Origin of the sequence: Pseudomonas sp. 2822-17 (assembly GCF_002742485.1) — a bacterium.
GTDB lineage: Bacteria > Pseudomonadota > Gammaproteobacteria > Pseudomonadales > Pseudomonadaceae > Aquipseudomonas > Aquipseudomonas cyclaminis.
The window spans coordinates 69,245-91,305 of sequence record NZ_LJRZ01000738.1 but is presented as its reverse complement, the minus strand read 5'-3'; the positions used below and the strand labels follow the sequence as shown (position 1 = coordinate 91,305).

Below are 22,061 nucleotides of genomic sequence, written 5' to 3'. Positions count from 1 at the left end.
CTAATGATTCGTTACGACTAGCGAAATTGCGCGAGGAACCGCAAGTCGTTGTCGAAGAACAGACGCAAGTCGTTCACGCCGTAACGCAGCATGGCCAGACGCTCAACGCCCATGCCGAAGGCAAAGCCCGAGAACTCTTCCGGGTCGATCCCGGACATGCGCAGCACGTTAGGGTGAACCATGCCGCAGCCCATGACTTCCAGCCAACCGGTCTGCTTGCAGACGCGGCAGCCTTTACCGCTGCACATCACGCATTCCATGTCGACTTCAGCGGAAGGCTCGGTGAACGGGAAGAACGATGGACGGAAACGCACCGCCAGTTCTTTCTCGAAGAACACCCGCAGGAACTCTTCGATGGTGCCTTTGAGGTCGGCGAAATTGATATCGCGATCCACGAGCAGGCCTTCGACCTGGTGGAACATCGGCGAGTGGGTGATATCCGAGTCGCTGCGATACACACGGCCTGGGCAGACGATGCGGATCGGCGGCTTGTTCGCCTCCATGGTGCGGACCTGTACCGGCGAGGTATGGGTGCGCAACAGCATGTTGGCGTTGAAATAGAAGGTGTCGTGCATCGACCGGGCCGGGTGATGGCCTGGGATGTTGAGCGCCTCGAAGTTGTGATAGTCGTCTTCGACCTCTGGGCCTTCGGCAATGCCGTAGCCGATATGGGTGAAGAACTGCTCGATACGTTCCAGAGTCCGAGTGATCGGGTGCAGACCGCCCGAGGCCTGGCCACGGCCAGGCAAGGTTACGTCAATGGACTCGGCGGCGAGTTTGGCCGCAAGATCGGCCTCCTCCATCGTCGCCTTGCGTGCATTGAGCACCTCTGTGACGCGCTCCTTGGCGACGTTGATCAGCGCACCGACTTGCGGACGCTCTTCAGCCGGCAAATTCCCCAGGGTCTTCATCACCTGAGTCAATTCACCCTTTTTGCCAAGGTAGTGAACCCGGATTTGCTCCAGGGCATTGATATCTTCAGCGCTTTGCACAGCCTCAAGAGCTTGAGCGACGAGCGCGTCCAGGTTTTCCATGTACAGACTCCAGATACAAAATAGGGGAAGAGCTTGAAGGCTCTTCCCCTATTTATGACGTTTACCACCCTGGGCTACAGGAGCAACCCAGGGTGACTGTCGGGGGTACTTAAGCCAAGGTGGCTTTAGCTTTCTCGACAATCGCAGCAAACACCGCTTTTTCGTTCACGGCCAGTTCAGCCAGAACCTTACGGTCGATTTCGATGGACGCTTTTTTCAGGCCAGCGATGAAACGGCTGTAGGACAGACCGTTAACACGTGCACCGGCGTTGATACGAGCGATCCACAGAGCGCGGAACTGACGTTTTTTCTGACGACGGTCACGGTAGGCGTATTGGCCTGCCTTGATTACCGCTTGCTTGGCAACACGGAATACGCGTGAACGCGCGCCGTAGTAGCCTTTAGCAAGTTTCAGAATTTTTTTGTGACGCTTACGGGCCATGACGCCACGCTTAACACGAGCCATGAGTTACTTCCTCTAGTCTTGATCCAAAAATTAACGAAGGCGCAGCATGCGCTCGACTTTTGCCACGTCAGACGGATGCAGCAAGCTGCTACCGCGCAGTTGACGCTTACGCTTGGTCGACATTTTGGTCAGGATGTGGCTCTTGAAAGCGTGCTTGTGCTTGATACCGTTAGCGGTTTTCAGAAACCGCTTAGCAGCACCACTTTTAGTCTTCATCTTTGGCATGTTCGGATACTCCGCATTCAGTTGATAAACATAATCAGAAGGCCTGCCGTGCCCTGTTGATTACTTCTTCTTTTTCGGGGCGATGACCATGATCAGTTGGCGTCCTTCCATCTTAGGATGCTGTTCGACCGAACCGTACTCGAGCAAGTCAGCTTCAACCCGCTTGAGGAGTTCCATCCCCAGCTCCTGGTGGGCCATCTCACGGCCGCGGAATCGCAAGGATACCTTGGCCCTGTCCCCATCACTCAGGAAACGTACCAGGTTGCGCAGTTTTACCTGGTAATCCCCTTCCTCCGTCCCTGGACGAAACTTGATTTCTTTTACTTGAATCTGCTTCTGGTTCTTCTTCGCCGCGGCAACCTGCTTCTTCTTTTCGAAGATCGACTTGCCGTAGTCCATCACCCGGCAAACGGGTGGGATTGCATCGGCGGAGATTTCCACCAGGTCCAGTTTGGACTCTTCTGCAATACGAAGCGCTTCATCAATCGAGACGATGCCAATCTGCTCGCCGTCAGCGCCAATTAACCGAACCTCGCGTGCCGAGATATTCTCGTTGATCGGGGCTTTCGGTGCAGCTCGTTTATCTTGTCTCATTTCACGCTTAATAATAATTACTCCGAATCTGGGCGACCACGCCGGGAAACCGCTTGCGCGAGGAACTCAGCGAACTGGGCGACGGGCATCGAGCCCAGGTCAGCACCTTCACGAGTACGCACAGCGACAGTCTGCATCTCGACTTCCCGATCTCCGATAACCAAAAGATAGGGAACCTTGAGCAAAGTATGCTCGCGGATTTTAAAGCCGATCTTTTCATTTCTCAAGTCGGACTTGGCACGAAATCCGCTTTCGTTGAGTGTTTTTTCAACTTCAGCGGCAAAATCTGCCTGTTTATCAGTGATATTCATGATCACTGCCTGGGTCGGCGCCAGCCACGCGGGGAATGCACCCTCGTAGTGCTCGATCAGGATCCCGACGAACCGTTCGAACGAGCCGAGGATCGCCCGGTGCAGCATAACCGGGTGTTTACGGCTGTTGTCTTCGGAGACGTATTCGGCTCCCAGACGGATCGGCAGGTTAAAATCGAGCTGCAGGGTACCACACTGCCAGACGCGGCCAAGGCAATCTTTCAGCGAGAACTCGATCTTCGGACCGTAGAACGCACCTTCACCCGGCTGCAGGTCGTACGCAAGCCCCGCACTGTCGAGTGCTGCGGCCAGTGCGGCTTCGGCGCGATCCCAAAGCTCGTCGGAACCGACGCGTTTTTCCGGACGAGTGGACAGTTTCATTTCGACGTCGGTGAAACCGAAATCGCGATAGACGTCCATGGTCAGCTTGATAAACGCAGCGGATTCGGCCTGCATCTGCTCTTCGGTGCAGAAGATATGAGCATCGTCCTGAGTGAAGCCGCGTACACGCATGATGCCGTGCAGTGCACCCGATGGCTCGTTACGGTGGCAGGCACCGAACTCGGCCAGGCGCATCGGCAACTCGCGGTAGCTCTTCAGGCCCTGGTTGAACACCTGCACGTGGCACGGGCAGTTCATTGGCTTGATGGCGTAATCGCGGTTTTCCGACTGGGTGGTGAACATGTTGTCGGCGTAGTTGGCCCAGTGCCCGGATTTCTCCCACAGGCTGCGATCAACGACCTGCGGGGTCTTGATCTCAAGGTAACCGTTGTCACGCTGAACCTTGCGCATGTATTGCTCAAGCACTTGGTACAGGGTCCAGCCATTCGGGTGCCAGAACACCATGCCCGGCGCTTCTTCCTGAAGGTGGAACAGGTTCAGGCGCTTGCCGATCTTACGGTGGTCGCGTTTTTCAGCTTCTTCGATGCGCTGGACATAGGCGGCCAGCTGCTTCTTGTCAGCCCAGGCGGTGCCGTAGATACGTTGCAGTTGCTCGTTCTTGGCGTCGCCGCGCCAGTAGGCACCGGACAGCTTGGTCAGCTTGAACGACTTGAGGAAGCGCGTGTTCGGCACGTGCGGGCCACGGCACATGTCGACGTATTCTTCGTGGTAATACAGGCCCATGGCCTGCTCGTCCGGCATGTCTTCCACCAGACGCAGCTTGTAGTCCTCACCACGAGCAGTGAACACGTCGATCACTTCGGCGCGCGGCGTGACTTTCTTGATGACGTCGTAATCTTTTTCGATCAGCGCGTGCATGCGCTGCTCGATGGCCGCCATGTCGTCCGGCGTGAAAGGACGCTCGTAGGCGATGTCGTAATAGAAGCCTTCTTCGATAACCGGACCGATCACCATCTTCGCCGTTGGGTACAGCTGCTTGACCGCATGGCCAATCAGGTGCGCGCAAGAGTGGCGAATGATCTCCAGCCCCTCTTGATCCTTGGGCGTGATGATTTGCAAGGTGGCATCGGAGGTGATCAGGTCACTGGCGTCAACCAGTTTGCCGTCGACCTTGCCTGCTACGGTGGCCTTGGCCAGACCGGCACCAATGGATGCGGCGACCTCGGCTACGGAAACCGCATGATCGAATGAACGTTGACTGCCATCGGGAAGAGTAATAGTTGGCATGGCGCCTCCTCTCCTAGTGGTGACCCCTACCAAAGGTCACGTGGGTTGGGATGAGCCAGTACAAGATCCAACACCAGGCCGTTCAGTGATGAACGCCTGCCTTACAGCGGCAGGAGCCTTTCGGCCAACCGATAATCGAACCAGAGTGACTGGAGTGAACTAAAAAGAAACTGGCAAGACGGCAAATGGCGCGCCTGGGAATTGCCAGGGCATCGATGCTAGCACAGATGAACGGTCATCGCGCCCACGCCTTCTTACGCAAAGACAAAATAGCGGCGAAAGTGAACTTGGGCTGTACGCATGCCCTCAAACCCACTGAGAATCGCCGTTCGTCCTCGACCCAAAGGAGCATCCTCATGATGCGTTTTACCTCTACCCTCGCTCTAGCCGCTTCCCTGACCCTGCTTTCCCTCGGCGCACATGCTGCGGCCCCGTCGAACTGGCCTGCCGGTGCCCGCGACAGTTTCGTCAGCGATTGCAGCGCGGCCGCCAGCCAGAACGTGGACGCCAAGACCGCCAAAGCCCACTGCGAATGCGGCGCCGACAAGATCAACGCCGAATTGAGCACCGCCGAAATCAAGGAGCTGATGACCAACCAGAACGCCAGCCCTGAGCTCAAAAACAAAGCCGTGGCGGCTATTTCTTCCTGCAAAGTCGTGAAGAAAAAGTAAGTATGCCCCGCGATCAGACGGATTTTCAGCCGTAAAAACAGCCTGAAAACTGCCATTTCTCACAAATTACGCAGCTTTTACGGCTTTTTTTACCAGCTGATATTTCGTGCGAAAGCCCCGTAAATCGGGGCTTTCAGCCAACACAGCGCCTAAACGCAACGCTATTGATTAGCAAACAGTGCCTAGGGGGGGCTCCCAAGTCGAACATTTCGACTATGATAGCCCGGTGTGCCCAGTTGGCCTGAGCAGCACAGCACTACTGAAAATATATGTTTCTTGGAGATACACCATGTCTAATCGCCAAACCGGCACCGTTAAATGGTTCAACGATGAAAAAGGCTTCGGCTTCATCACTCCTCAAGGTGGCGGTGACGACCTGTTCGTACACTTCAAAGCTATCGAAAGCGACGGTTTCAAAAGCCTGAAAGAAGGCCAGACCGTTTCCTTCGTGGCTGAGAAAGGCCAAAAGGGTATGCAAGCTGCACAGGTTCGCGGCGAGTAATTCTCCGCTGAGCTAAAAAAACCCCGTCCATGTGACGGGGTTTTTTATGGGCGCTGCAAAAGCAGCGATCAGCCGCAGTTGACGCGCGTGATCACCAGGTTGTCGTCGGTGTTCAGATTCAAGCGGTCGGAGCGGTATTCAAGCGTGATCATGTCGTTGGGCTTGAGGATCCGCGCATTCTGCGCACCGGCGCGACTACGGGCCTGCTCCAGCAACTGGGGCGAAGCTTTCTGGCCGATTGTGAACTCGGCAGCCTTTGACTCACAGCGGCTATGACCGGCATCGGTCACGGCGGTGTCTTTGGCTGGCTCAGAGGTACCTGGGGTGCTGCAACCCGCCAACGCGAGTGCTGCCAACAAAGTACCGAATGATGCGAGCTTCCAAGGCATGAAGCCTCCTATGATTAAAAAATGGACAGAGATCGTGCGACAGTGGTCTGGCGGATTGGTTTCAAGACGTAAACCGTCGTTGGGCAAGTCTGCCTGACTCTCAAGCAGCGTTCGCCCGGACAATCGTGACCAGATATGAACGCAATCAGTAGATGTCGATATAGTCAAACGGTGGATTAGGCCAGTTCTGCAGCAGGGCATTGAAGATCTGCATGACCCAGACCTCGTCGTTCGCCGCGACATTGCCGACGTAACCGGAGCCCTTGGCCCAGGTCTCCAGGCGAAACAGCAGGCCCTCCGTGTCAGTGCCCGCCACCACGCCAGAAGACAGGTAGGCAATCCCGGCCTTGGTCACACGCAGTTGGGTGTGTTCGTCGTCACTGGCGCTGGCGATCAATTGCTTTACGGCGGCCAGCGTGAGGTTATCGGGGTTATTCAAATCGATTTGCACACGGTTTCCCCGGCAATTAAACAGAGGGACAGTGTCGCACAGCACTCGCGTCATGCCTAAGTAGCAGTGCCAAACACCGCGCAAAATGCTTAACTGCGCCCGATAGAACCGCGCGCCAGCGCATTGCCCCGTATTTCAGCCCGCGAGATTTCCATGACCACCGTAACGCTGCAAGCCGACATCAAAGCCAAGTGGCCACAAGGACAAAGCTCCTACAGCCCCGGAAGCCCGGAGGAACTGGCAATCATCGGTATCGACCTGCTGGTCAAGGAACTCGGCACCCAGGCGGCACAAGCCTTCATCGGCCAGGTATTCGAGAAATACCCGGCCGATCACATGGGGGCACACAACCCCGAGCGCGAATAAGAACCGGCCGACGAACGTCGGCCGGCAAGCGGTTTACTTCAGACGCGCCAAGCGCTCGGTCAACAGATCGAAAAAGCCCTGGGCGTCGCCGTTCTCAACCCAGAACGCGTTCTTCGGTTGTTTCAGGCCGTCGTACCAATCGACGATGGTCTGGCCGAAAGTCGGGCCTTCGCGACTGTCCACCACCACATTGACCTCACGGCCACTGAACAGCGAAGGCTTGAGCAGGTAGGCAACAACGGTGGCGTCATGCACCGGGCCGCCGGGGATGCCGTAGTGTTCCATATCGCCTTTGACGTATTCGTTGAGAATATCGCTGACGACCTTGCTGGCATTGTTCTTGAGGTCGGCGATCTTTTTCAGACGCGCTTCACTGGTCAGCACCTTGTGGGTCACATCCAGCGGCAGGTAAGTCAGTTTGACGCCACTCTTGAGCACAATCTCCGCCGCAATCGGGTCGGCAAACAGGTTGAACTCGGCAACCGGCGTGATATTGCCGCCATTGAAATGCGCGCCCCCCATCACTACAACTTCCTTGATGCCCTGGGTGATTTCCGGGTCCTGGGTCAATGCCAGCGCCAGGTTGGTCTGTGGGCCAAGCATGGCAATCGTGATGCTGTGAGGCTTCGCGGCGCGCAAGGTCTTGATCAGGTAATCAACGGCATTGCCCTCGGCGAGGCCCTTTTTAGGCTCATGCACGGTGACGCCGGAAATGCCTTCCTTGCCATGAATGTTTTCGGCATAGATCGGCTTGCGCAGCAGCGGCGCTGGCGCACCGGCGTAGACCGGGATGTCCTCGCGCCCTGCCCACTCGCGGGCCAGGCGAGCGTTGCGCGAAGTCTTGTCCAGGCGCACGTTGCCGGCGACGGTGGTCAAGGCACGGATGTTCAATTCGTCCGGGGAGGCCATGGCAAAGAGCAAGGCCACCACATCGTCGGCACCTGGGTCGGTATCGATGATCAGGTCGATTTTCTCCGCCGCGTGGGCGCTTGCAGCAGTGAGCGCGGACAAAAGCAAGACACTCCGAAACAGATTTCTCAGGATTGGAATACCACGTTGCATAAAACACTCCTTGTCGTTGGGGAACTCTAGAAAGTTACGCCGGACACCAGCGCGATATTGCAGTAAGGCTGGCATTCGCCGGTGCGTACAACGGCCCGCGCCTGGCGGCTCAGTTGCTTGAAGGCTTCATGACTCAGCAGACGTTGCTCGCCAAGAGCGGCCTGCTCATTCAGCACATTCAGTTCAGACAGAGCGGGCGGCTGCTTGAGCAGGATTTCCTCCGCCAGCACGTGGCTTTCCACCTGCATCTCACTGAGCACGATACGCAAGGTGCTGATGAAATCAGGAATACCTTTGGTCAATGCCAGGTCGATCAACTCGACGCCCGGCGGCACCGGCAAGCCCGCATCACCGATCACCAGAATGTCGCCATGGCCCAGGGAGGCGATCACCCGCGACAGTGCGATATTGAGCAGAGGGGTCTTTTTCATAAAGGTACAAAACCTTGAACGTCATGCAGCGTAGGAATGGAGGGTTGCGCACCGGCACGGGTGACTGACAATGCTGCCGCGACCTGGCCAAAACGGATGGCCTCGGCTTCACTTTTACCGCTGGCCAGGGCTGCTGCGAAACCACCGACAAAGGTATCGCCGGCAGCCGTGGTATCCAACGCCTTGACCCTGGGCGCGACCAAGTGCTCAAAGCCTTTGCCATTCGCAAACAATGCGCCTTGGGCGCCGAGGGTGATAATGACTTTGCCCGCCCCGGCCTTGATCAGTTGTGTGGCAGCCACTTTGGCGCTGTCCAGAGAATCGACTGTCACACCGCTCAGTGCGGTGGCTTCGCTTTCGTTGGGAATCAGATAGTCGACCGAGGCGTACCAATCGGCAGGCAACGGCGCGCTGGCCGGCGCCGGATTGAGGATTACCGTCTTGCCCAGCTCACGGCCGCGCTTGAGGGTATACGCCACGGTTTCCATCGGCACTTCAAGCTGGCAGATGATAACGTCGGCGGCCTGCAACACCGCATCAGACGCCTGCAGTGATGCGGGTGTCAGTTCACCGTTGCTGCCGGCGACAATCACAATCGCGTTCTGGCTGCTGTCATCCACCACGATCAACGCCACCCCGCTGGAACCGTCCACGGTGCTGACGGCCTGGCAATCGATACCTTCCACCAGCAATGCACCACGCAACTCAGTGCCGTAGGCGTCGGAGCCAACACAGCCGATCATCGCCACGCTTGCCCCCAGTCGCGCCGATGCCACGGCCTGGTTGGCGCCCTTGCCGCCCGGCACCGTGGAAAACGTTTGGCCGATCAGTGTCTCACCGGCGCGGGGCAGCCGGCTGGCGCGGGTGACCAGGTCCATGTTCAAGCTGCCTACTACCACTACTTTTGCTGGCATACATCAGTACTCATCAATTCGGTTCAGCGGTATTGCGCGAACACACCGGCGACGGGCGCCGTCGACTCGCGCAATACGATGCTCGGCGTCACGATGCGTTGATCGATCGGCAGTTGGGGTGTTGCAATACGTCGCAGTAAAAGCTCGGCGGCCATCTCGCCCAGTTGCAGGATCGACTGGCCGACCGTGGTTAGCGCCGGGTAAACGTAGCGGCCCATTTGAATGTCATCGAAACCGATCACCGACAGCTCGCCCGGCACGCGGATATTGCGTTCGGCTGCGGCACGCAACACGCCGAAGCCGATCATGTCGTTACTCGCAAAAATCGCACTGGGCGGGTTTTCCGCAAGCAATTGCACGGCAGCAGCATAACCGCCGGTGCTGGTGAAGTCGCTTTCCTGCGTGCGATTGGCCAACACTTCCACGCCTGCCTCATGGAGCGCGCGGTGGTATCCCGCCAGGCGCATTTGCGCGACACGGGTATGGGCCGGGCCGCCGATGCAGGCGATGTCGCGGTGCCCCAGCTCCAGCAAGTGCCGGGTCGCCAGGTAAGCGCCCTCCTCATGGTCGATACGCACCAAGTCGACATCAATGCCGTCCAGCGCCCGGTCGACAATCACCATGGGCGTGCGCACCGCGCTCAACCCGGCGGCGAGGCCGCTGTCATCGCCGCCCACTGAAGTCACGATCAAGCCGTCGATGCGTTTTTCCAGCAACACCCGCAAATAGCTGCGCTGCTTTTCTGCGTTGTCGTCGGAGTTGCACAAAATTACGCAGTAGCCGTTGCGCTCGCAGTAATCCTCGATGCCCCGCGCCAACTCGGCAAAGTACGGGTTGAGGCTGTTGGGCACCAGCAAACCAATGGTGGCCGTGGTCTTGGCCTTGAGCGAGCGTGCGACGGCGCTGGGCACATAGTCGAGCTGCTTGATAGCGGCTTCGACCTTGACCCGTACCGGTTCGCTCACTGGGCGCGTCTTGTTCACCACGTGGGACACAGTGGTGTAGGAAATTCCCGCAAGCGCCGCCACATCCTTGATCGTTGCCATGGCTCAGGCGCGCCGACTGGCGCGTTGGCTGCGGTACGTATCGAGGACCACCGCAATCACGATCACGGCACCAGTAATGATGCGCTTGGTGGGCTCGGTGGCGCCGATCTGTGCCAGGCCGGCGGCCAATACCGAGATAATCAACACACCAAAAAAGGTACTGATTACCGAACCACGCCCGCCCATCAGACTGGTGCCGCCGATCACCACGGCGGCGATCACTTGCAGCTCCAGGCCGGAGCCGGCGTTCGGATCTGCGGCTTCCAGGCGCGAAATCTGGAACAACGCGGCCACGCCGGCCAGCAGGCCCATCAGGCTGAACACCAGAATCTTGTAGGGCTTTGGATTAATCCCCGCCAGCCGCACGGCTTCCTCATTGGTGCCGATACCGATGAGGTAACGGCCAAACACGGTACGCGTCAGTACAAGCTGCGCAACGATGATCACCAGCAAGGCAATGATGAAGGACGGTGAAATACCGAACGCAATCGGGTTGGACAGCCAGGCAAACGAATCACCGATGTAGGCCGTACGCGAACCGGTCATCTGGTACGCCACGCCGCGAGCCATTTCCAACACACCGAGGGACACGATAAACGACGGGATTCGCCAGGCCACGGTGATCGAGCCAGTGATAGTGCCGGCCAACGCGGCGCAGCCCATGCCGAGCAGCGCGGCGGGCAATACGCTCCAGCCCCATCCAAGAATCGCCACGCTGACGGCCGACGCCGCCAACGCCAGGACCGAACCTACCGACAGGTCGATACCGCCGATGATCAGGATAAACGTCATGCCCACCGCCAGCACCATCAGGTCCGGGATCTGGTTGGCCAGGGTGCTGAAGGTGTCATAGGACAGGAAGTGATCGCTGAGCACCGAAAACAGCGCAATCATCGCGAGCAAGGCACCCGCCAGCCCCAGATAGGTACCCAGGCCGTAGAAGTTGCCGCCAGTTTTACCGGGGGTCGTTGTGGTTTTCATGGGGTATCCCTAAGCACTGCATCGTTGAGCAGCGCATCACGTTTCTGATAGCCGGCAAAGGCGGCGGCGAGCAATTCGTCCTGGGTCCAGCTGTCGCGCTCGAAGGTCTCGATCAAGCGCCCGGCAGAGAGCACGCCGATGCGGTCGCAGATGAGCATGAGTTCACGCAAGTCGCTCGATACCACCACCAGCGCTTTGCCCTGGCGGGTCAATTCACCGAGCAAGGCATAAATGTCGAACTTGGCACCCACGTCGATACCGCGCGTGGGCTCGTCGAACAACATCACTGAGCAATCGCGCTCCAGCCAGCGGCCAATTACCACTTTCTGCTGGTTACCGCCGGACAGTTCCGACACCAATTGCGCCGGGCTGGAACTGCGGATACGCATGGCGTCAATCTGGCGCTTGGCCAACGCGGTTTCGTCGCGGCTGTTTACCACACCGCCGCCAGAGATCTCCGGCATGTTGCCCAGAGCAATATTGGCGCTGATGGACTGGGTCAGCAGCAGGCCTTCGCCCTTGCGGTCTTCCGTGATCAGGGCGATGCCGTGCCTCACTGCATCCACCGGCGAGCGAATGCTCACCACCTGGGCCGGTGAGCCCAAGGCCACGGTGCCGCTGTCGGCCAGGTCAGCACCGAAGATCAAACGCAGCAATTCGGTACGGCCAGCGCCGATCAGGCCGGAAATGCCATAGATCTCGCCCGCACGCACCTCAAAGGACACGTCGCGGACTTTGTCCGAGCGGCTCAGACCTTTGACGGTCAGGGCCGGGCCACCAATGCTGCGCGGCCCCAGGTCGATGTGTTCACCCAGCTCGCGACCGACCATCAAGGTGACCAGTTGCTCGCTGTTGTAATTGGCCATCGGCTCGACGCAGACCAGTTTGCCGTCGCGCAATACCGCAATGCGTTGGGCGACGCGGGCCAACTCTTCCAGCCGGTGCGAAATGTAGATAATCGCCACGCCCCGAGCCTGCAGGCGGGTGATTTGTTCAAACAGCATCTCGACTTCACGGGCCGTGAGCATGGCCGTGGGTTCGTCGAGGATCAGTACGTGGCAGTCGCCAATCAGGTTGCGGGCAATCTCGACCATTTGTTGATGGCCGATACCCAGGCTACCGACCAGCGTGTCCGGGTCGATGGCATCCAGGCCGACCTGGGCCATCGCCTCGATCGCCGCTTTGCGCAGTTGCTTGCGGCTGATCCAGCCACAGTGGCTGGGCAGGTTATCCAGGAACAGGTTTTCGGCCACGGTCAGCGTCGGCAGCAGGTTGAGTTCCTGCATGACCATGCGCACGCCCAGCGCCTCAGCCTGGGTGCGGCTGGCGGGACAGTAATCCTGACCATTGAATTGCATGTGCCCGGTGGTCGGCGTGACCAACCCGCCGATGATCTTCGACAAGGTGCTTTTGCCTGCGCCGTTCTCACCGGTCAGCGCCAGCACCTCCCCTCGGTTGAGCGTAAGGGTGATGTCGGACAGAACCGGTTGGGCATAGGTCTTACCGATACCGCTGACCGAGAGGACAGCGTTCGGGGCGGAAGATGACATAGGAAAATCTCCAGGCGCCCGCTCAGAGCGAGCGGGCGCTGTTGGGTACCGCCAGGATTACTTCTTGAGGACGAGTTCGACCGGGGTTTCGATCACGCCGTCTTTGGCATCGACTTTCTCACCCTTGACCAGCTTGAGCGCATTCTGGATACCGAACACTGCTTGCTGGGCAGCCGCCTGGTCGGCAGTCGCCAGGACACGGCCGTCCTTCAGCATCGGCTTGATCGCTTCGATATTGTCGTAACCCACGACCATTACCTTGCCCGCCTTGCCTGCCGCACGTACGGCGGAGACGGCGCCCAGGGCCATGTTGTCGTTACCGGCCAACAAGGCCTTGAGGTCCGGGTATTCGCTCAGCATGGCCGAGGCGACTTTCTGGCCCTGGTCAATTTCCCAGTTGCCGGATTGGGTGGAAACGATCTTCATACCGGCAGCGTCCATCGCATCCTTGTAGCCGGCGGTGCGCTGCTGGGCGTTGGTGGTGGTCGGTACGCCTTCAATGATGCCGACCTTGTCGCCTGCCGTCAGTTGCTTGGCCAGGTAGTCGCCTACCAGTTTGGAGCCTTTGCGGTTGTCAGGGCCGACGAAGGGAATCTCGAGATTTTTGCTTTTCAACACGCCCGGGTCCAGGCGGTTATCGATGTTGACGATCTTGATACCGGCGTCAGAGGCTTTTTTCAGCACGGTGACCAGCGCCTTGGAGTCAGCAGGCGCGATGACGATGGCGTTGACCTTGGCGAGGATCATTTGATTGACAATGTCGATCTGCGCGCTGGTATCGGTTTCGTTCTTGATGCCGTTGGTGATCATGTCGAAATCGGCGGCGTGGTCTTTCTGGTACGCCTTGGCACCGTCTTGCATGGTGACGAAGAATTCGTTGGCGAGGGACTTCATCACCAGGCCGACCTTGGGTTTGGCGGCGTCGTCAGCGAATGCGGAGGACAGGGGTAAAGCGGCGGATGCGGCAGCAAGCACAGCGACAGCAAGAAGACGTCCAGCGAATGGCAGCTTCATGGGTTCACTCCGATCTTATGATTATTGTGAGCAACGCTTGCACCGAAGAATGCTTCGGCAACCCTCCCACCCGGGTGGCTGATAAGAGCCTTCACAGCGCTCTTGAAGTACGCCGTGAAACATCCCGCAAACGTTTGCGTTGGTCGAACTATGAGAACCTTGTCGAGATTTGTCAACGGAAGAACACACCCTTTCATGCAAGGCCTCTACCTCCTGCCCTCCCGGGCGGCGAAAGGACGTTGTTAAACATTTCCCCCATCGTTTCGTCCTCTGAAACAACAGCCTTCGGCAGGCGACCCAGGATTTTCCGGTGATCATTTTCGGACAACCGAACGCAATCGCGCAGCTTGTTCGGAAAGCCGGACAGCCGCATCACCCAACCCGTCAAGACCACAATAATAAGCGTTATAAATCAATAAGTTATTTTATATCCGCGAACACAATCGGCCTGGTACAAATCCTGCTCCTACCCAGCACCTCGTGGCATTCAGAATCGCCCGGGCGCTCTAGATGAACCTGCTACAGCACTCATCAAAAACCAGAGAGAAAAATAATGAAATCTGCACTGAAGAATTTTGTTCCGGGCGCGTTAGCCCTGCTGCTGCTGTTCCCCGTTGCCGCTCAGGCAAAAGAAGTCGAATCCAAGGCCAGGCTGGCCAACGTGGTGATCCTCGCCACTGGTGGCACCATTGCCGGGGCTGGCGCCAGCGCCGCCAACAGTGCCACTTACCAGGCGGCCAAAGTCGGTATCGAGCAATTGATCGCCGGTGTTCCTGAGCTTAGCCAGATCGCCAATGTGCGTGGCGAGCAAGTGATGCAAATTGCGTCCGAAAGCATCAACAACGAAAACCTGCTGCAACTGGGTCGCCGGGTCGCCGAACTGGCCGACAACAAAGACGTGGATGGCATCGTGATCACCCACGGTACCGACACCCTGGAAGAGACGGCCTACTTCCTGAACCTGGTAGAAAAAACCGACAAGCCAATCGTAGTGGTCGGCTCCATGCGTCCGGGCACCGCCATGTCGGCCGACGGCATGCTCAACCTGTACAACGCCGTGGCTGTAGCCGGCAGCAAAGACGCGCGCGGTAAAGGCGTGCTGGTCACCATGAACGACGAGATCCAATCGGGTCGCGACGTCAGCAAGATGATCAATATCAAGACCGAAGCCTTCAAGAGCCCTTGGGGCCCGCTGGGCATGGTGGTCGAAGGCAAGTCCTACTGGTTCCGCTTGCCTGCCAAGCGCCACACCATGGATTCGGAATTCGACATCAAGACCATCAAAAGCCTGCCCGATGTGGAAATCGCCTACGGCTACGGCAACGTAAGCGACACCGCCTACAAAGCCCTTGCCCAGGCTGGCGCCAAAGCCATCATCCACGCCGGTACCGGCAATGGTTCGGTGTCGTCCAAAGTGGTGCCTGCGCTGGTGGAACTGCGCAAACAAGGCGTGCAGATCATTCGCTCATCCCACGTGAATGCCGGCGGCATGGTGTTGCGTAATGCCGAGCAGCCAGACGACAAGTATGACTGGGTTGCTGCCCTCGACCTGAACCCGCAGAAAGCGCGGATTCTGGCGATGGTTGCCATGACCAAGACCCAGGACAGCAAAGAACTGCAACGAATCTTCTGGGAATATTGATTCCTGACTGTATAGGTGGCGAGGGAGCAAACTCCCTCGCCACAACAACCTCGCTATTCCTCTCTCCCCGCCCTACACCTCACTCCCTAATTCGTTGTCAGACGAACTTCTTGAATTTTAAGCAGTTGCGAAATTGCCCACAGTTAAATACTGTATGCACATACAGCTTACCAAGGAGTATTCCGTGGCAAAATCCTCTTCCGCAGCGCCCACCCCGCCTGATGCCTACACACGCCTGGCAACTCGCGTGCAAAAAATCATCAATTCCACCAACGCGCAAAAAGCCAAGGCAGCCTTGCTCTTCCGTTTGCCGGAAGAACCGGAAGACGAGTGGCAGCGTTTACTGGAAGAAATCGCGGAGAACGACAACGTCACCCTCGCCTATCGAGATGATGGTGGCGTGCAGATTTTCTGGGTTGTGCCGAAGGAAGATTGATTGAATGAGTGCCCGTTTTATTGCTGTGTGTTGCCTGCTTTTTGCCGTTACCGCTCATGCGCAGGCACCCAGAACCTTCAGTGAAGCCAAGAAAGTCGCCTGGACACTCTACGCCCCGCAATCCACCGAGTTCTATTGCGGCTGCAAGTACAGCGGCAACCGCGTGGACTTGAAAGCCTGCGGCTATATCCCACGCAAAAACGCCAGCCGCGCCGCACGCATCGAGTGGGAGCACATTGTTCCGGCCTGGCAGATTGGGCACCAGCGTCAGTGCTGGCAGGATGGCGGGCGCAAGAACTGCACGCGCCATGACGACGTGTTCAAGCGTGCCGAAGCAGACCTGCACAATTTGGTACCGAGTATCGGCGAGGTTTATCCGAGAGAGTCCCGTTTTTAAGAAACGTTGACACTCTTCCCGATGGCACATTGACAGCAAGATAACCTGCTGATTAGCTTGGCTTTATGAAGCGAATGGTGCTTCACGAGATCGGGACGCTAAGCGGTGAAAATCAAATATGTGAAGGAGATCAACTGGTCAGGCGGCCCCCTCAGCACCTACGCCATCCTCGAAGACGGCCACCTCGCAGAACAGAGCATCGTTCCAGCGCCCACTCTCTTCCTGATACACCTCGCCCAAGAAGGCCAGCAGCCAAATTCCATTCGCTCCTGCGCCCATGACCTCCGAAGCTTCTTCGAGGCACTGCAAGCACACGAACAGGACTGGAGGCTACTCAAAGACGCAGACATGTCGGGCTATCTGTACGGCCATCTAAAAATGGCCAGGTCGTGTTCCAACAAGTCGATCAATCGCCACATTTCTACGCTCAAATTGTTCTACGCGCATGCCTGGCAGATTGGGATGCTTGATGCTCCCGCATCCTTCACCTACCACTACATTTCGGATGAGCAAAAGAAACAGGGTGAGGGGAAGAAGCGAGTCAACTTTGACTTGTATAACAAGTATGTCGAGAGAGACATCTTCGAGACGCTACTGGGTAGCATCAAGGCCCAATCCGCATTTGAAAAAGAACGAGACGAGCTAGTGCTCCATCTTGGTTACTATTGCGGCCTACGCTCTGCCGAGGTGACCGATTCGAGAAATCTACTAACGAGTGATTTGAGAAAGCGCGTAACTCAGGCCGAAAAGGCCAATGACCAAACAATAACGGTACCGATTATCGGTAAGGGCGAGAAGCTCCGGCAAGTCGACATCCCACCCAAAGCTTTCAAAAAAATAAAACACTTTTTGGAAGGAAGGCGGAAAAATATTGCGGATGGGCCGCTGATATGCACCCAACGTGGAACAACCATGTTTAAAGGACATGCGACTAATACCTTCAAGGCAGCACGAGCCGCAGCCGCAATTAATATTGATCAAATAATAGCTGAGCTTCATACGAAAAACCCACACTTGCATTTCGTGACGAAGCGCAGCTTCCTCAAGTTGACCTTTCATGCATTACGACACACCTATGCCACTAACCTTGTCGATTTTTGCTACAAACATGGTTACGACCCCTGGCAATATGTTCCCGAGCAAATGGGGCATGAGGATAAAGCTACAACTAAAGAATATGTGATTTTCGATGGGAAACTTCACCGTCGTGAAAAAATTAGGCGTGCGTTGAACGATGAATATGATGACTGATACTACTGACGCTGTTGCGGACGCCCCCGCGAGCTTGTCCACGCTTGCGCCCAGCCCTATTCATAACTTCAGCCCCTCGGATACCTATGCCATCGTTCCGATGCAAGGTGCTAAGGGCAAGAAAGTCGAGCACCGCCGCGTTGAGATACCGGAGCAATTTCATGGCTGCCCAATCTTTCGCTCTCTGTTGCGATATTTCAACAGCACCGAATGTAAAAACAATTCTTTGATAGATGCCTATAATAGAATCTTGAGATTTAACACTCTCGCCAATTGGGCAATCACCGAGTACCCAGACGCGCAGGCGTTACCAGCGGCATTTATGGTAGATTTCACGCGTTATCTACGCACTGAAAAAAAAGCCAAACTGAATACCGTATGTGTGTACATGTCGGTTTATCGAACGGCATTCGATAGCTTTCTTAATGAGGCCTATGGCAATCCTGAACTCGCCGATGCGGCCGCAGCTGTTCGGGAGGCCATTGTGTACATTCCTTCCGCTTCCAATCGAGCGGGCCAGGCAACTCCGAGCTTAGGACAAATTACCAACCAGCCCGAAAAAGACGAACTGAAGATTGTAAGATCGACGATACGTTTTTGCTGTCAATTTCTCAGGGAAATGAATGAGCAGCGCTTAGAGTTACTCCGTGATGAAGGTGTTATGCAACAAGTCACCAACCTACTTGAAGGGTGCAACGGAGATTACGAAAAGCTAAGATATAGCACCAGCAAGACAGATCGTAGCACTGTATACAAAGCACTCGCAGGCGCCATCCTCAAAAGCGAAAACCTACGCTTAAAAGAAAGGCTTCTCCATAACAGTTCTGACTTTGCTTACGCCCAGATTGAAAGCAACTCGCCCTTGACAATTGATGAGGCAAACCGCCTGATTCAGGCGGGCCTTCGAGACTCAGGAGCGTTAGACATCTATCCCGAGAACAGCGACCACAAACTTTACTTTCATAACATTGATTACCTATACCTTTTAAAGCACACCCCCAGCGAAGAAGTGGCATTTGCTTGGCTGCTGGCTACGGATAGGGTTCAATTAGCCGGCGTTTTGGATATGCGTCTAGGGGATCTAAGAATTACCCCAAACGTTGCCTCACCCATTTATACTAAAAACCGAAGCGAGCAATCAATCCGCGAAGTACCGATGCATTACTCAAAGTCTCTGCAATATCGCGCGTATGTTGATTTTGAGGAACTAAAAAATAGCTTCCACAACCGCTTTCCTGAAACAGGTGATTTGCTGTTCAACCTGCCCGTCACTGGTAACCTTCAGAGTGTAGACAGTGTATTGTATCGGCCACTAGTAATGGCCGCATTTCAAAACACCCTACAATATCAAGCGCTTTATGATGCGGATCGTGAGATTGAAACCTTCTCTGACATAGTCCGCCGTGTTGCTTTGAATAATCGCCCTATCTGGAACAATAAAAAGCGTCGGCACGAAAATGCGGCGATTGGCATCACGGGCCAAAACCCTAGTCCCGCACAACGTCAAACAATTAGCGTTACTGCCATTGCTCAATCGCGCGCGATCATAGACACCGACGGCGGCAATCCAGGCAATGAAGCGTTTGAAAAGTATTCTCAAGAGGTTGTGGGAGCCGATGCGACCGCGCACTCTGCAAGCGTAAAAGAAGTAGTATATATGCACGCGAGCGAGACAAAGTATCGCTTGAAAAAAAGAGCGCTATTTGCATCTAACGTTGGCCACCTCATGGTGGAGGACGCGCGCAAGGTACAAGCGGCTATTCGTGATGAAGTAATGATTAGCGTGGCAGATCTAAAGTTAATGCTCGGTTGGTCGCAAACAAAATCTGACAATGGCGAATTTGAAGAATTTGACGAGTTGCTATTGTCTGCTCAAAGGGCAGGCTTCACTATATCTCCATTTGGACAGCTTGAGAAAGGAAGTAAAACGTTCATCATCACCAACGGTATTACAGCCGCACTACTTATAAGCTACCGGAATGAGTGTATCAACCAGCTAAAGCACTTTTCCGTCGAAGATGAATTGAAAGCCTTTTCAATTGCAATGCAAGCGGCGTACATAGAGGATGCGCTCGAAAAGTTTGACCACAAAGCCATTAGCCAGGGAAAGGATATACTTAAGAATTATACCTTCCCCACTCCAGTCGTAAGGTAAACAAGCCATGCAAATCAATTCAAGCCCATCCGCACTGTTTACCATGTCGCCTGAATCGCCAATTATCGGAAATCAATTAGGAGATGATTCTTTCCAGATTCAGGATCCTATTACAGGCATTTTCTACATAATCAATTTTGCCTGGAAATGCTCCATGCAAAAAAGGCTCTATGCACAGATGTATTTCCTGAAAGGGCATATTTCACGGGGCCATGCAGACGAGAAAGGACGCATCGTTGTAAGTAGTCTTTCAAGTGCACGCCAAGAAATCGCTTACTTACGCGACTTTTGTGAGTACTGGGAGATAAACTTTACAGATCGAGCGCTCCAATCTCTGTCCAGGCTTGAGATACAAACAATGCTCCGCGCTTTAATGGTAAAAAAGGAGAATAATCAGGACGGCGACCTCATTCTTGGCCCCTCCACAATGACAATGTTCTGTAAGATCCTAGAACAAACTTATACCATGCTCCATTCCGGAAAGCTCGTAGACGGTGTCGTGCACCGAATGACCGGAGCTTTCAAAAAAAGCACAATGGAGCCCTTGCTTAAACATCTGGAAGTAGAATACGCGGTATGGAGTAAAGGCGGGAGCTACGGCTCAATCCCTATGACTTGTGCTTCGTTGATGCTCGCTGAAGCGATCACCCAAATAGAATCAGATGAAGCAAAAATCGCGGCTATATTTTTTACTCAATGGCGTAGCGAAAAGACGAAAATCACAAGCTGGTTTGGTGAAAAGGATCGCCTCGCCCTTTACAGAAGGATACAGACGCCGGGATACGTATTGTCACGTTTTGAACGAGACTGGGCGCCGTCTGCGATAAAGCTTGGTAACGCAATCGATGGAGCAACCATAGGGCACCACGCATCTTTGCCATGGAAAAACCAAGGCGCGCTCAGTGATTTTTGTTGTGAGCTCACTAAGGCAGCCTTGACCGTCATCACATTATTGAGTGGATTTCGCATTTCGGAAATCAACGGAATGCGACTTGCAGATTACGAGCAAGAACCGGACGGTTCTTGGTGGTTTACATCCGAAAACTACAAAACAGAATCAGGGCTCGCGCACCCAAGATCGTTACACGGACTTGCCGCAGAAGCAGCAACACTCATGAAAAACCTGTCGGCGGTGGATACGGAGAAGTTCAACCTGCCGTTACTCCATAGAGCTTACAGGTCAGAAGCTTTTCTTGTCGCCCGTGGCACTGGCAAATTCAGCGATGAGCAATGGTTGGCAGACGCAGGCTACGGTCTATTCGCATTGAGGGGTTGGTTCAAGTCTTTCTATAAGACTCATGTCGCAGAAAAGTACCCCGATGCTGGCAAGATTCATAGTGAGGTCTCGCCTCACCAAGCCCGTCATACCTTTGCAGAGTTTGCACTGCGCAGATTTGATGGGAATGTCATGGAAAAGATCCGGGAGCATTTCCGCCATTCATATGGCTCTTTCCATACCAGGCGCTATACCCGCGAGAAACTGAGCGAGTCTGTTCGTATCAGCATGGAACGCGACTACGCCAAAGAGGTGATGGGCCGGATTGCACATGGCAAATTGGACGATCGCTTCTATGGGCCAGCGGCCAAACGCATTGATAAAGAAATGGCAGAAATTTCCGTGCTCACAGGAGATGAATTCGATGAGCGCCTCAGTGCCTTGGCTAATGAATTTGAGCGGTTTACCGCATTCGAATGGGGCTATTGCGCACTGCGCGCTAATGAGCAGCATATCGCGAAGTGCCATGACCCTAAGACTGGTACGCCGAACGTAGATCAACGCAGCACGCCGGAAGTCTGCGCCGGATGCCCTCACAGTATGAACAATAACCTGCAGAAGCGGGAGCTTGAGCGAACAGCAATCTCACACCAATTCATTGCGGAGAACCATCCTCTCAAGGCTCTCGGGAATATGAGTGGAGAAGTCGTTCGGAAAATCGAGCGTCGCTTGGAAGAGAAGGTAACAGCATGAAATTCAGCTTAGGGCAGTATTCCAATAGCACTGAAGTCCCCGAAGAACCTTCCTGGGTCACCTCTACAACGAAGCGAAACCTTTACTTGCACGTATGTAAGGCTTTTGACCGCATCAAGGCGTCTATGGAGGCGGGCGAAAAACTCAGTATCAAAGAAAGAAGAATCGTAGCTCGCAACATTGCCAAAGACAGTGGTGTCCATGACAGCTTGCTGAACAAACGCCGTCAGCCTGAACTCAATGAGTTGATCCTCCAAAAGAATGCTGAACTTGAAGAACTTTGGAAAAGCCTTTCAGCCACCCAATACCGCCCGAGGATAAAGCGCACGAAGGCGGTCATACAGAACGAGCTTCGTTCGCGAACAGCTGAAATCGAACGCCTAACCAATCTTCGTCTTTCTGAGGCGCTCACTGCGGCCATTGGTAACCAGATGGTCGATAGCCATAGAAGCCTCGTAAGCACCATCGAGTATCTTAAAGCTGAGAACGCCGAGCTTCAGTTGCGTAATGGTGAACTGAGTAAGCAGCTTCGCCAGATGATGAAGGCCATCAAAAACTGACGCCTACCAAATTTT

At 55.3% G+C, this 22,061-nt stretch carries 23 protein-coding genes and 1 pseudogene; 10 read left to right on the top strand and 14 right to left on the bottom strand.

What is annotated here, in order from left to right; translation table 11 throughout:
* Positions 1–17 precede the first annotated feature (17 nt).
* The 5 genes from pheS to thrS form a co-directional block, all read right to left on the bottom strand.
* Positions 18–1,034: a phenylalanine--tRNA ligase subunit alpha gene (gene pheS / locus AOA60_RS24520; RefSeq protein WP_017737822.1), complete on the bottom strand. Its 1,017-nt coding sequence runs from the start codon at positions 1,032–1,034 to the stop codon at positions 18–20.
* A 109-nt stretch (positions 1,035–1,143) separates the two neighbouring features.
* A complete protein-coding gene (rplT, locus tag AOA60_RS24515; protein ID WP_003234252.1) occupies positions 1,144–1,500 on the bottom strand; it encodes a 50S ribosomal protein L20 in 357 nt (118 codons plus the stop codon).
* A gap of 30 nt (positions 1,501–1,530) precedes the next feature.
* Positions 1,531–1,725, bottom strand: a complete 195-nt coding sequence (gene rpmI, locus AOA60_RS24510; RefSeq protein WP_002553160.1) for a 50S ribosomal protein L35 — start codon at positions 1,723–1,725, stop codon at positions 1,531–1,533.
* Positions 1,726–1,785: 60 nt separating this feature from the next.
* Complete coding sequence (gene infC, locus AOA60_RS24505) at positions 1,786–2,337, bottom strand: translation initiation factor IF-3 (RefSeq protein ID WP_015884933.1); 552 nt, start codon at positions 2,335–2,337, stop codon at positions 1,786–1,788.
* The gene (thrS, locus tag AOA60_RS24500; RefSeq protein ID WP_099586515.1) at positions 2,337–4,259 is read right to left on the bottom strand and encodes a threonine--tRNA ligase; all 1,923 of its coding nucleotides are present in this window, start codon (positions 4,257–4,259) and stop codon (positions 2,337–2,339) included. Before thrS ends, infC begins: the two co-directional genes overlap by 1 nt.
* A gap of 356 nt (positions 4,260–4,615) precedes the next feature.
* Between thrS and AOA60_RS24495 the strand changes: the two genes are divergently transcribed.
* A complete protein-coding gene (locus AOA60_RS24495; protein ID WP_078825416.1) occupies positions 4,616–4,930 on the top strand; it encodes a hypothetical protein in 315 nt (104 codons plus the stop codon).
* Between the two features lie 289 nt (positions 4,931–5,219).
* Positions 5,220–5,432: a cold-shock protein gene (locus AOA60_RS24490; protein WP_003234260.1), complete on the top strand. Its 213-nt coding sequence runs from the start codon at positions 5,220–5,222 to the stop codon at positions 5,430–5,432.
* Between the two features lie 68 nt (positions 5,433–5,500).
* On the opposite strand, the gene AOA60_RS24485 is transcribed toward AOA60_RS24490, so the two are convergent.
* Together AOA60_RS24485 and AOA60_RS24480 are read right to left on the bottom strand one after the other, a co-directional pair.
* Positions 5,501–5,821: an I78 family peptidase inhibitor gene (locus AOA60_RS24485; protein ID WP_099586514.1), complete on the bottom strand. Its 321-nt coding sequence runs from the start codon at positions 5,819–5,821 to the stop codon at positions 5,501–5,503.
* Positions 5,822–5,966: 145 nt separating this feature from the next.
* Complete coding sequence (locus AOA60_RS24480; RefSeq protein ID WP_099586513.1) at positions 5,967–6,272, bottom strand: hypothetical protein; 306 nt, start codon at positions 6,270–6,272, stop codon at positions 5,967–5,969.
* Positions 6,273–6,425: 153 nt separating this feature from the next.
* Between AOA60_RS24480 and AOA60_RS24475 the strand changes: the two genes are divergently transcribed.
* Positions 6,426–6,638, top strand: coding sequence for a hypothetical protein (locus tag AOA60_RS24475; protein WP_032886978.1), 213 nt, complete (start codon positions 6,426–6,428; stop codon positions 6,636–6,638).
* A gap of 33 nt (positions 6,639–6,671) precedes the next feature.
* Here AOA60_RS24475 and AOA60_RS24470 read toward each other — a convergent pair whose 3' ends face one another.
* From AOA60_RS24470 to AOA60_RS24440, 7 genes are read right to left on the bottom strand one after another with little or no spacing between them, the layout of a single operon-like run.
* Positions 6,672–7,700: a nucleoside hydrolase gene (locus AOA60_RS24470; RefSeq protein ID WP_099586512.1), complete on the bottom strand. Its 1,029-nt coding sequence runs from the start codon at positions 7,698–7,700 to the stop codon at positions 6,672–6,674.
* Between the two features lie 26 nt (positions 7,701–7,726).
* Positions 7,727–8,131 (bottom strand): D-ribose pyranase, encoded by a 405-nt coding sequence (rbsD, locus tag AOA60_RS24465; RefSeq protein ID WP_099586511.1) that lies wholly within the window; start codon positions 8,129–8,131, stop codon positions 7,727–7,729.
* The gene (rbsK, locus tag AOA60_RS24460; protein ID WP_099586510.1) at positions 8,128–9,045 is read right to left on the bottom strand and encodes a ribokinase; all 918 of its coding nucleotides are present in this window, start codon (positions 9,043–9,045) and stop codon (positions 8,128–8,130) included. Before rbsK ends, rbsD begins: the two co-directional genes overlap by 4 nt.
* Before the next feature lie 23 nt (positions 9,046–9,068).
* A complete protein-coding gene (locus AOA60_RS24455) occupies positions 9,069–10,091 on the bottom strand; it encodes a LacI family DNA-binding transcriptional regulator (RefSeq protein ID WP_099586509.1) in 1,023 nt (340 codons plus the stop codon).
* A gap of 3 nt (positions 10,092–10,094) precedes the next feature.
* Entirely contained in the window at positions 10,095–11,072 is a 978-nt protein-coding gene (locus tag AOA60_RS24450; protein ID WP_099586508.1) for an ABC transporter permease, read from the bottom strand.
* The gene (locus AOA60_RS24445) at positions 11,069–12,622 is read right to left on the bottom strand and encodes a sugar ABC transporter ATP-binding protein (protein ID WP_099586507.1); all 1,554 of its coding nucleotides are present in this window, start codon (positions 12,620–12,622) and stop codon (positions 11,069–11,071) included. Before AOA60_RS24445 ends, AOA60_RS24450 begins: the two co-directional genes overlap by 4 nt.
* A gap of 57 nt (positions 12,623–12,679) precedes the next feature.
* The gene (locus AOA60_RS24440; protein ID WP_099586506.1) at positions 12,680–13,636 is read right to left on the bottom strand and encodes a sugar ABC transporter substrate-binding protein; all 957 of its coding nucleotides are present in this window, start codon (positions 13,634–13,636) and stop codon (positions 12,680–12,682) included.
* Positions 13,637–14,189: 553 nt separating this feature from the next.
* On the opposite strand from AOA60_RS24440, the gene AOA60_RS24435 reads away from it, so the two are divergent.
* The 7 genes and pseudogenes from AOA60_RS24435 (at position 14,190) to AOA60_RS24405 (ending at position 22,046) form a co-directional block, all read left to right on the top strand.
* On the top strand, positions 14,190–15,278 hold the full coding sequence (locus AOA60_RS24435) for an asparaginase (RefSeq protein ID WP_099586505.1): 1,089 nt from the start codon (positions 14,190–14,192) through the stop codon (positions 15,276–15,278).
* Between the two features lie 184 nt (positions 15,279–15,462).
* Complete coding sequence (locus AOA60_RS24430; RefSeq protein ID WP_099586504.1) at positions 15,463–15,714, top strand: DUF1654 domain-containing protein; 252 nt, start codon at positions 15,463–15,465, stop codon at positions 15,712–15,714.
* 4 nt (positions 15,715–15,718) lie between these two features.
* Positions 15,719–16,087: pseudogene (locus AOA60_RS24425) on the top strand (endonuclease); the annotation flags it as partial.
* Between the two features lie 129 nt (positions 16,088–16,216).
* Positions 16,217–17,362, top strand: coding sequence for a tyrosine-type recombinase/integrase (locus AOA60_RS24420; RefSeq protein ID WP_099586503.1), 1,146 nt, complete (start codon positions 16,217–16,219; stop codon positions 17,360–17,362).
* Entirely contained in the window at positions 17,355–19,517 is a 2,163-nt protein-coding gene (locus AOA60_RS24415; RefSeq protein WP_099586502.1) for a hypothetical protein, read from the top strand. The genes AOA60_RS24420 and AOA60_RS24415 overlap by 8 nt, the downstream gene beginning before the upstream one ends.
* Before the next feature lie 7 nt (positions 19,518–19,524).
* Positions 19,525–21,486 carry a hypothetical protein gene (locus AOA60_RS24410; RefSeq protein WP_143522560.1) on the top strand — a complete coding sequence of 654 codons (1,962 nt, stop codon included), beginning with the start codon at positions 19,525–19,527 and terminating at the stop codon, positions 21,484–21,486.
* On the top strand, positions 21,483–22,046 hold the full coding sequence (locus AOA60_RS24405) for a hypothetical protein (protein ID WP_099586500.1): 564 nt from the start codon (positions 21,483–21,485) through the stop codon (positions 22,044–22,046). The genes AOA60_RS24410 and AOA60_RS24405 overlap by 4 nt, the downstream gene beginning before the upstream one ends.
* The last annotated feature ends 15 nt before the right edge of the window (positions 22,047–22,061 follow it).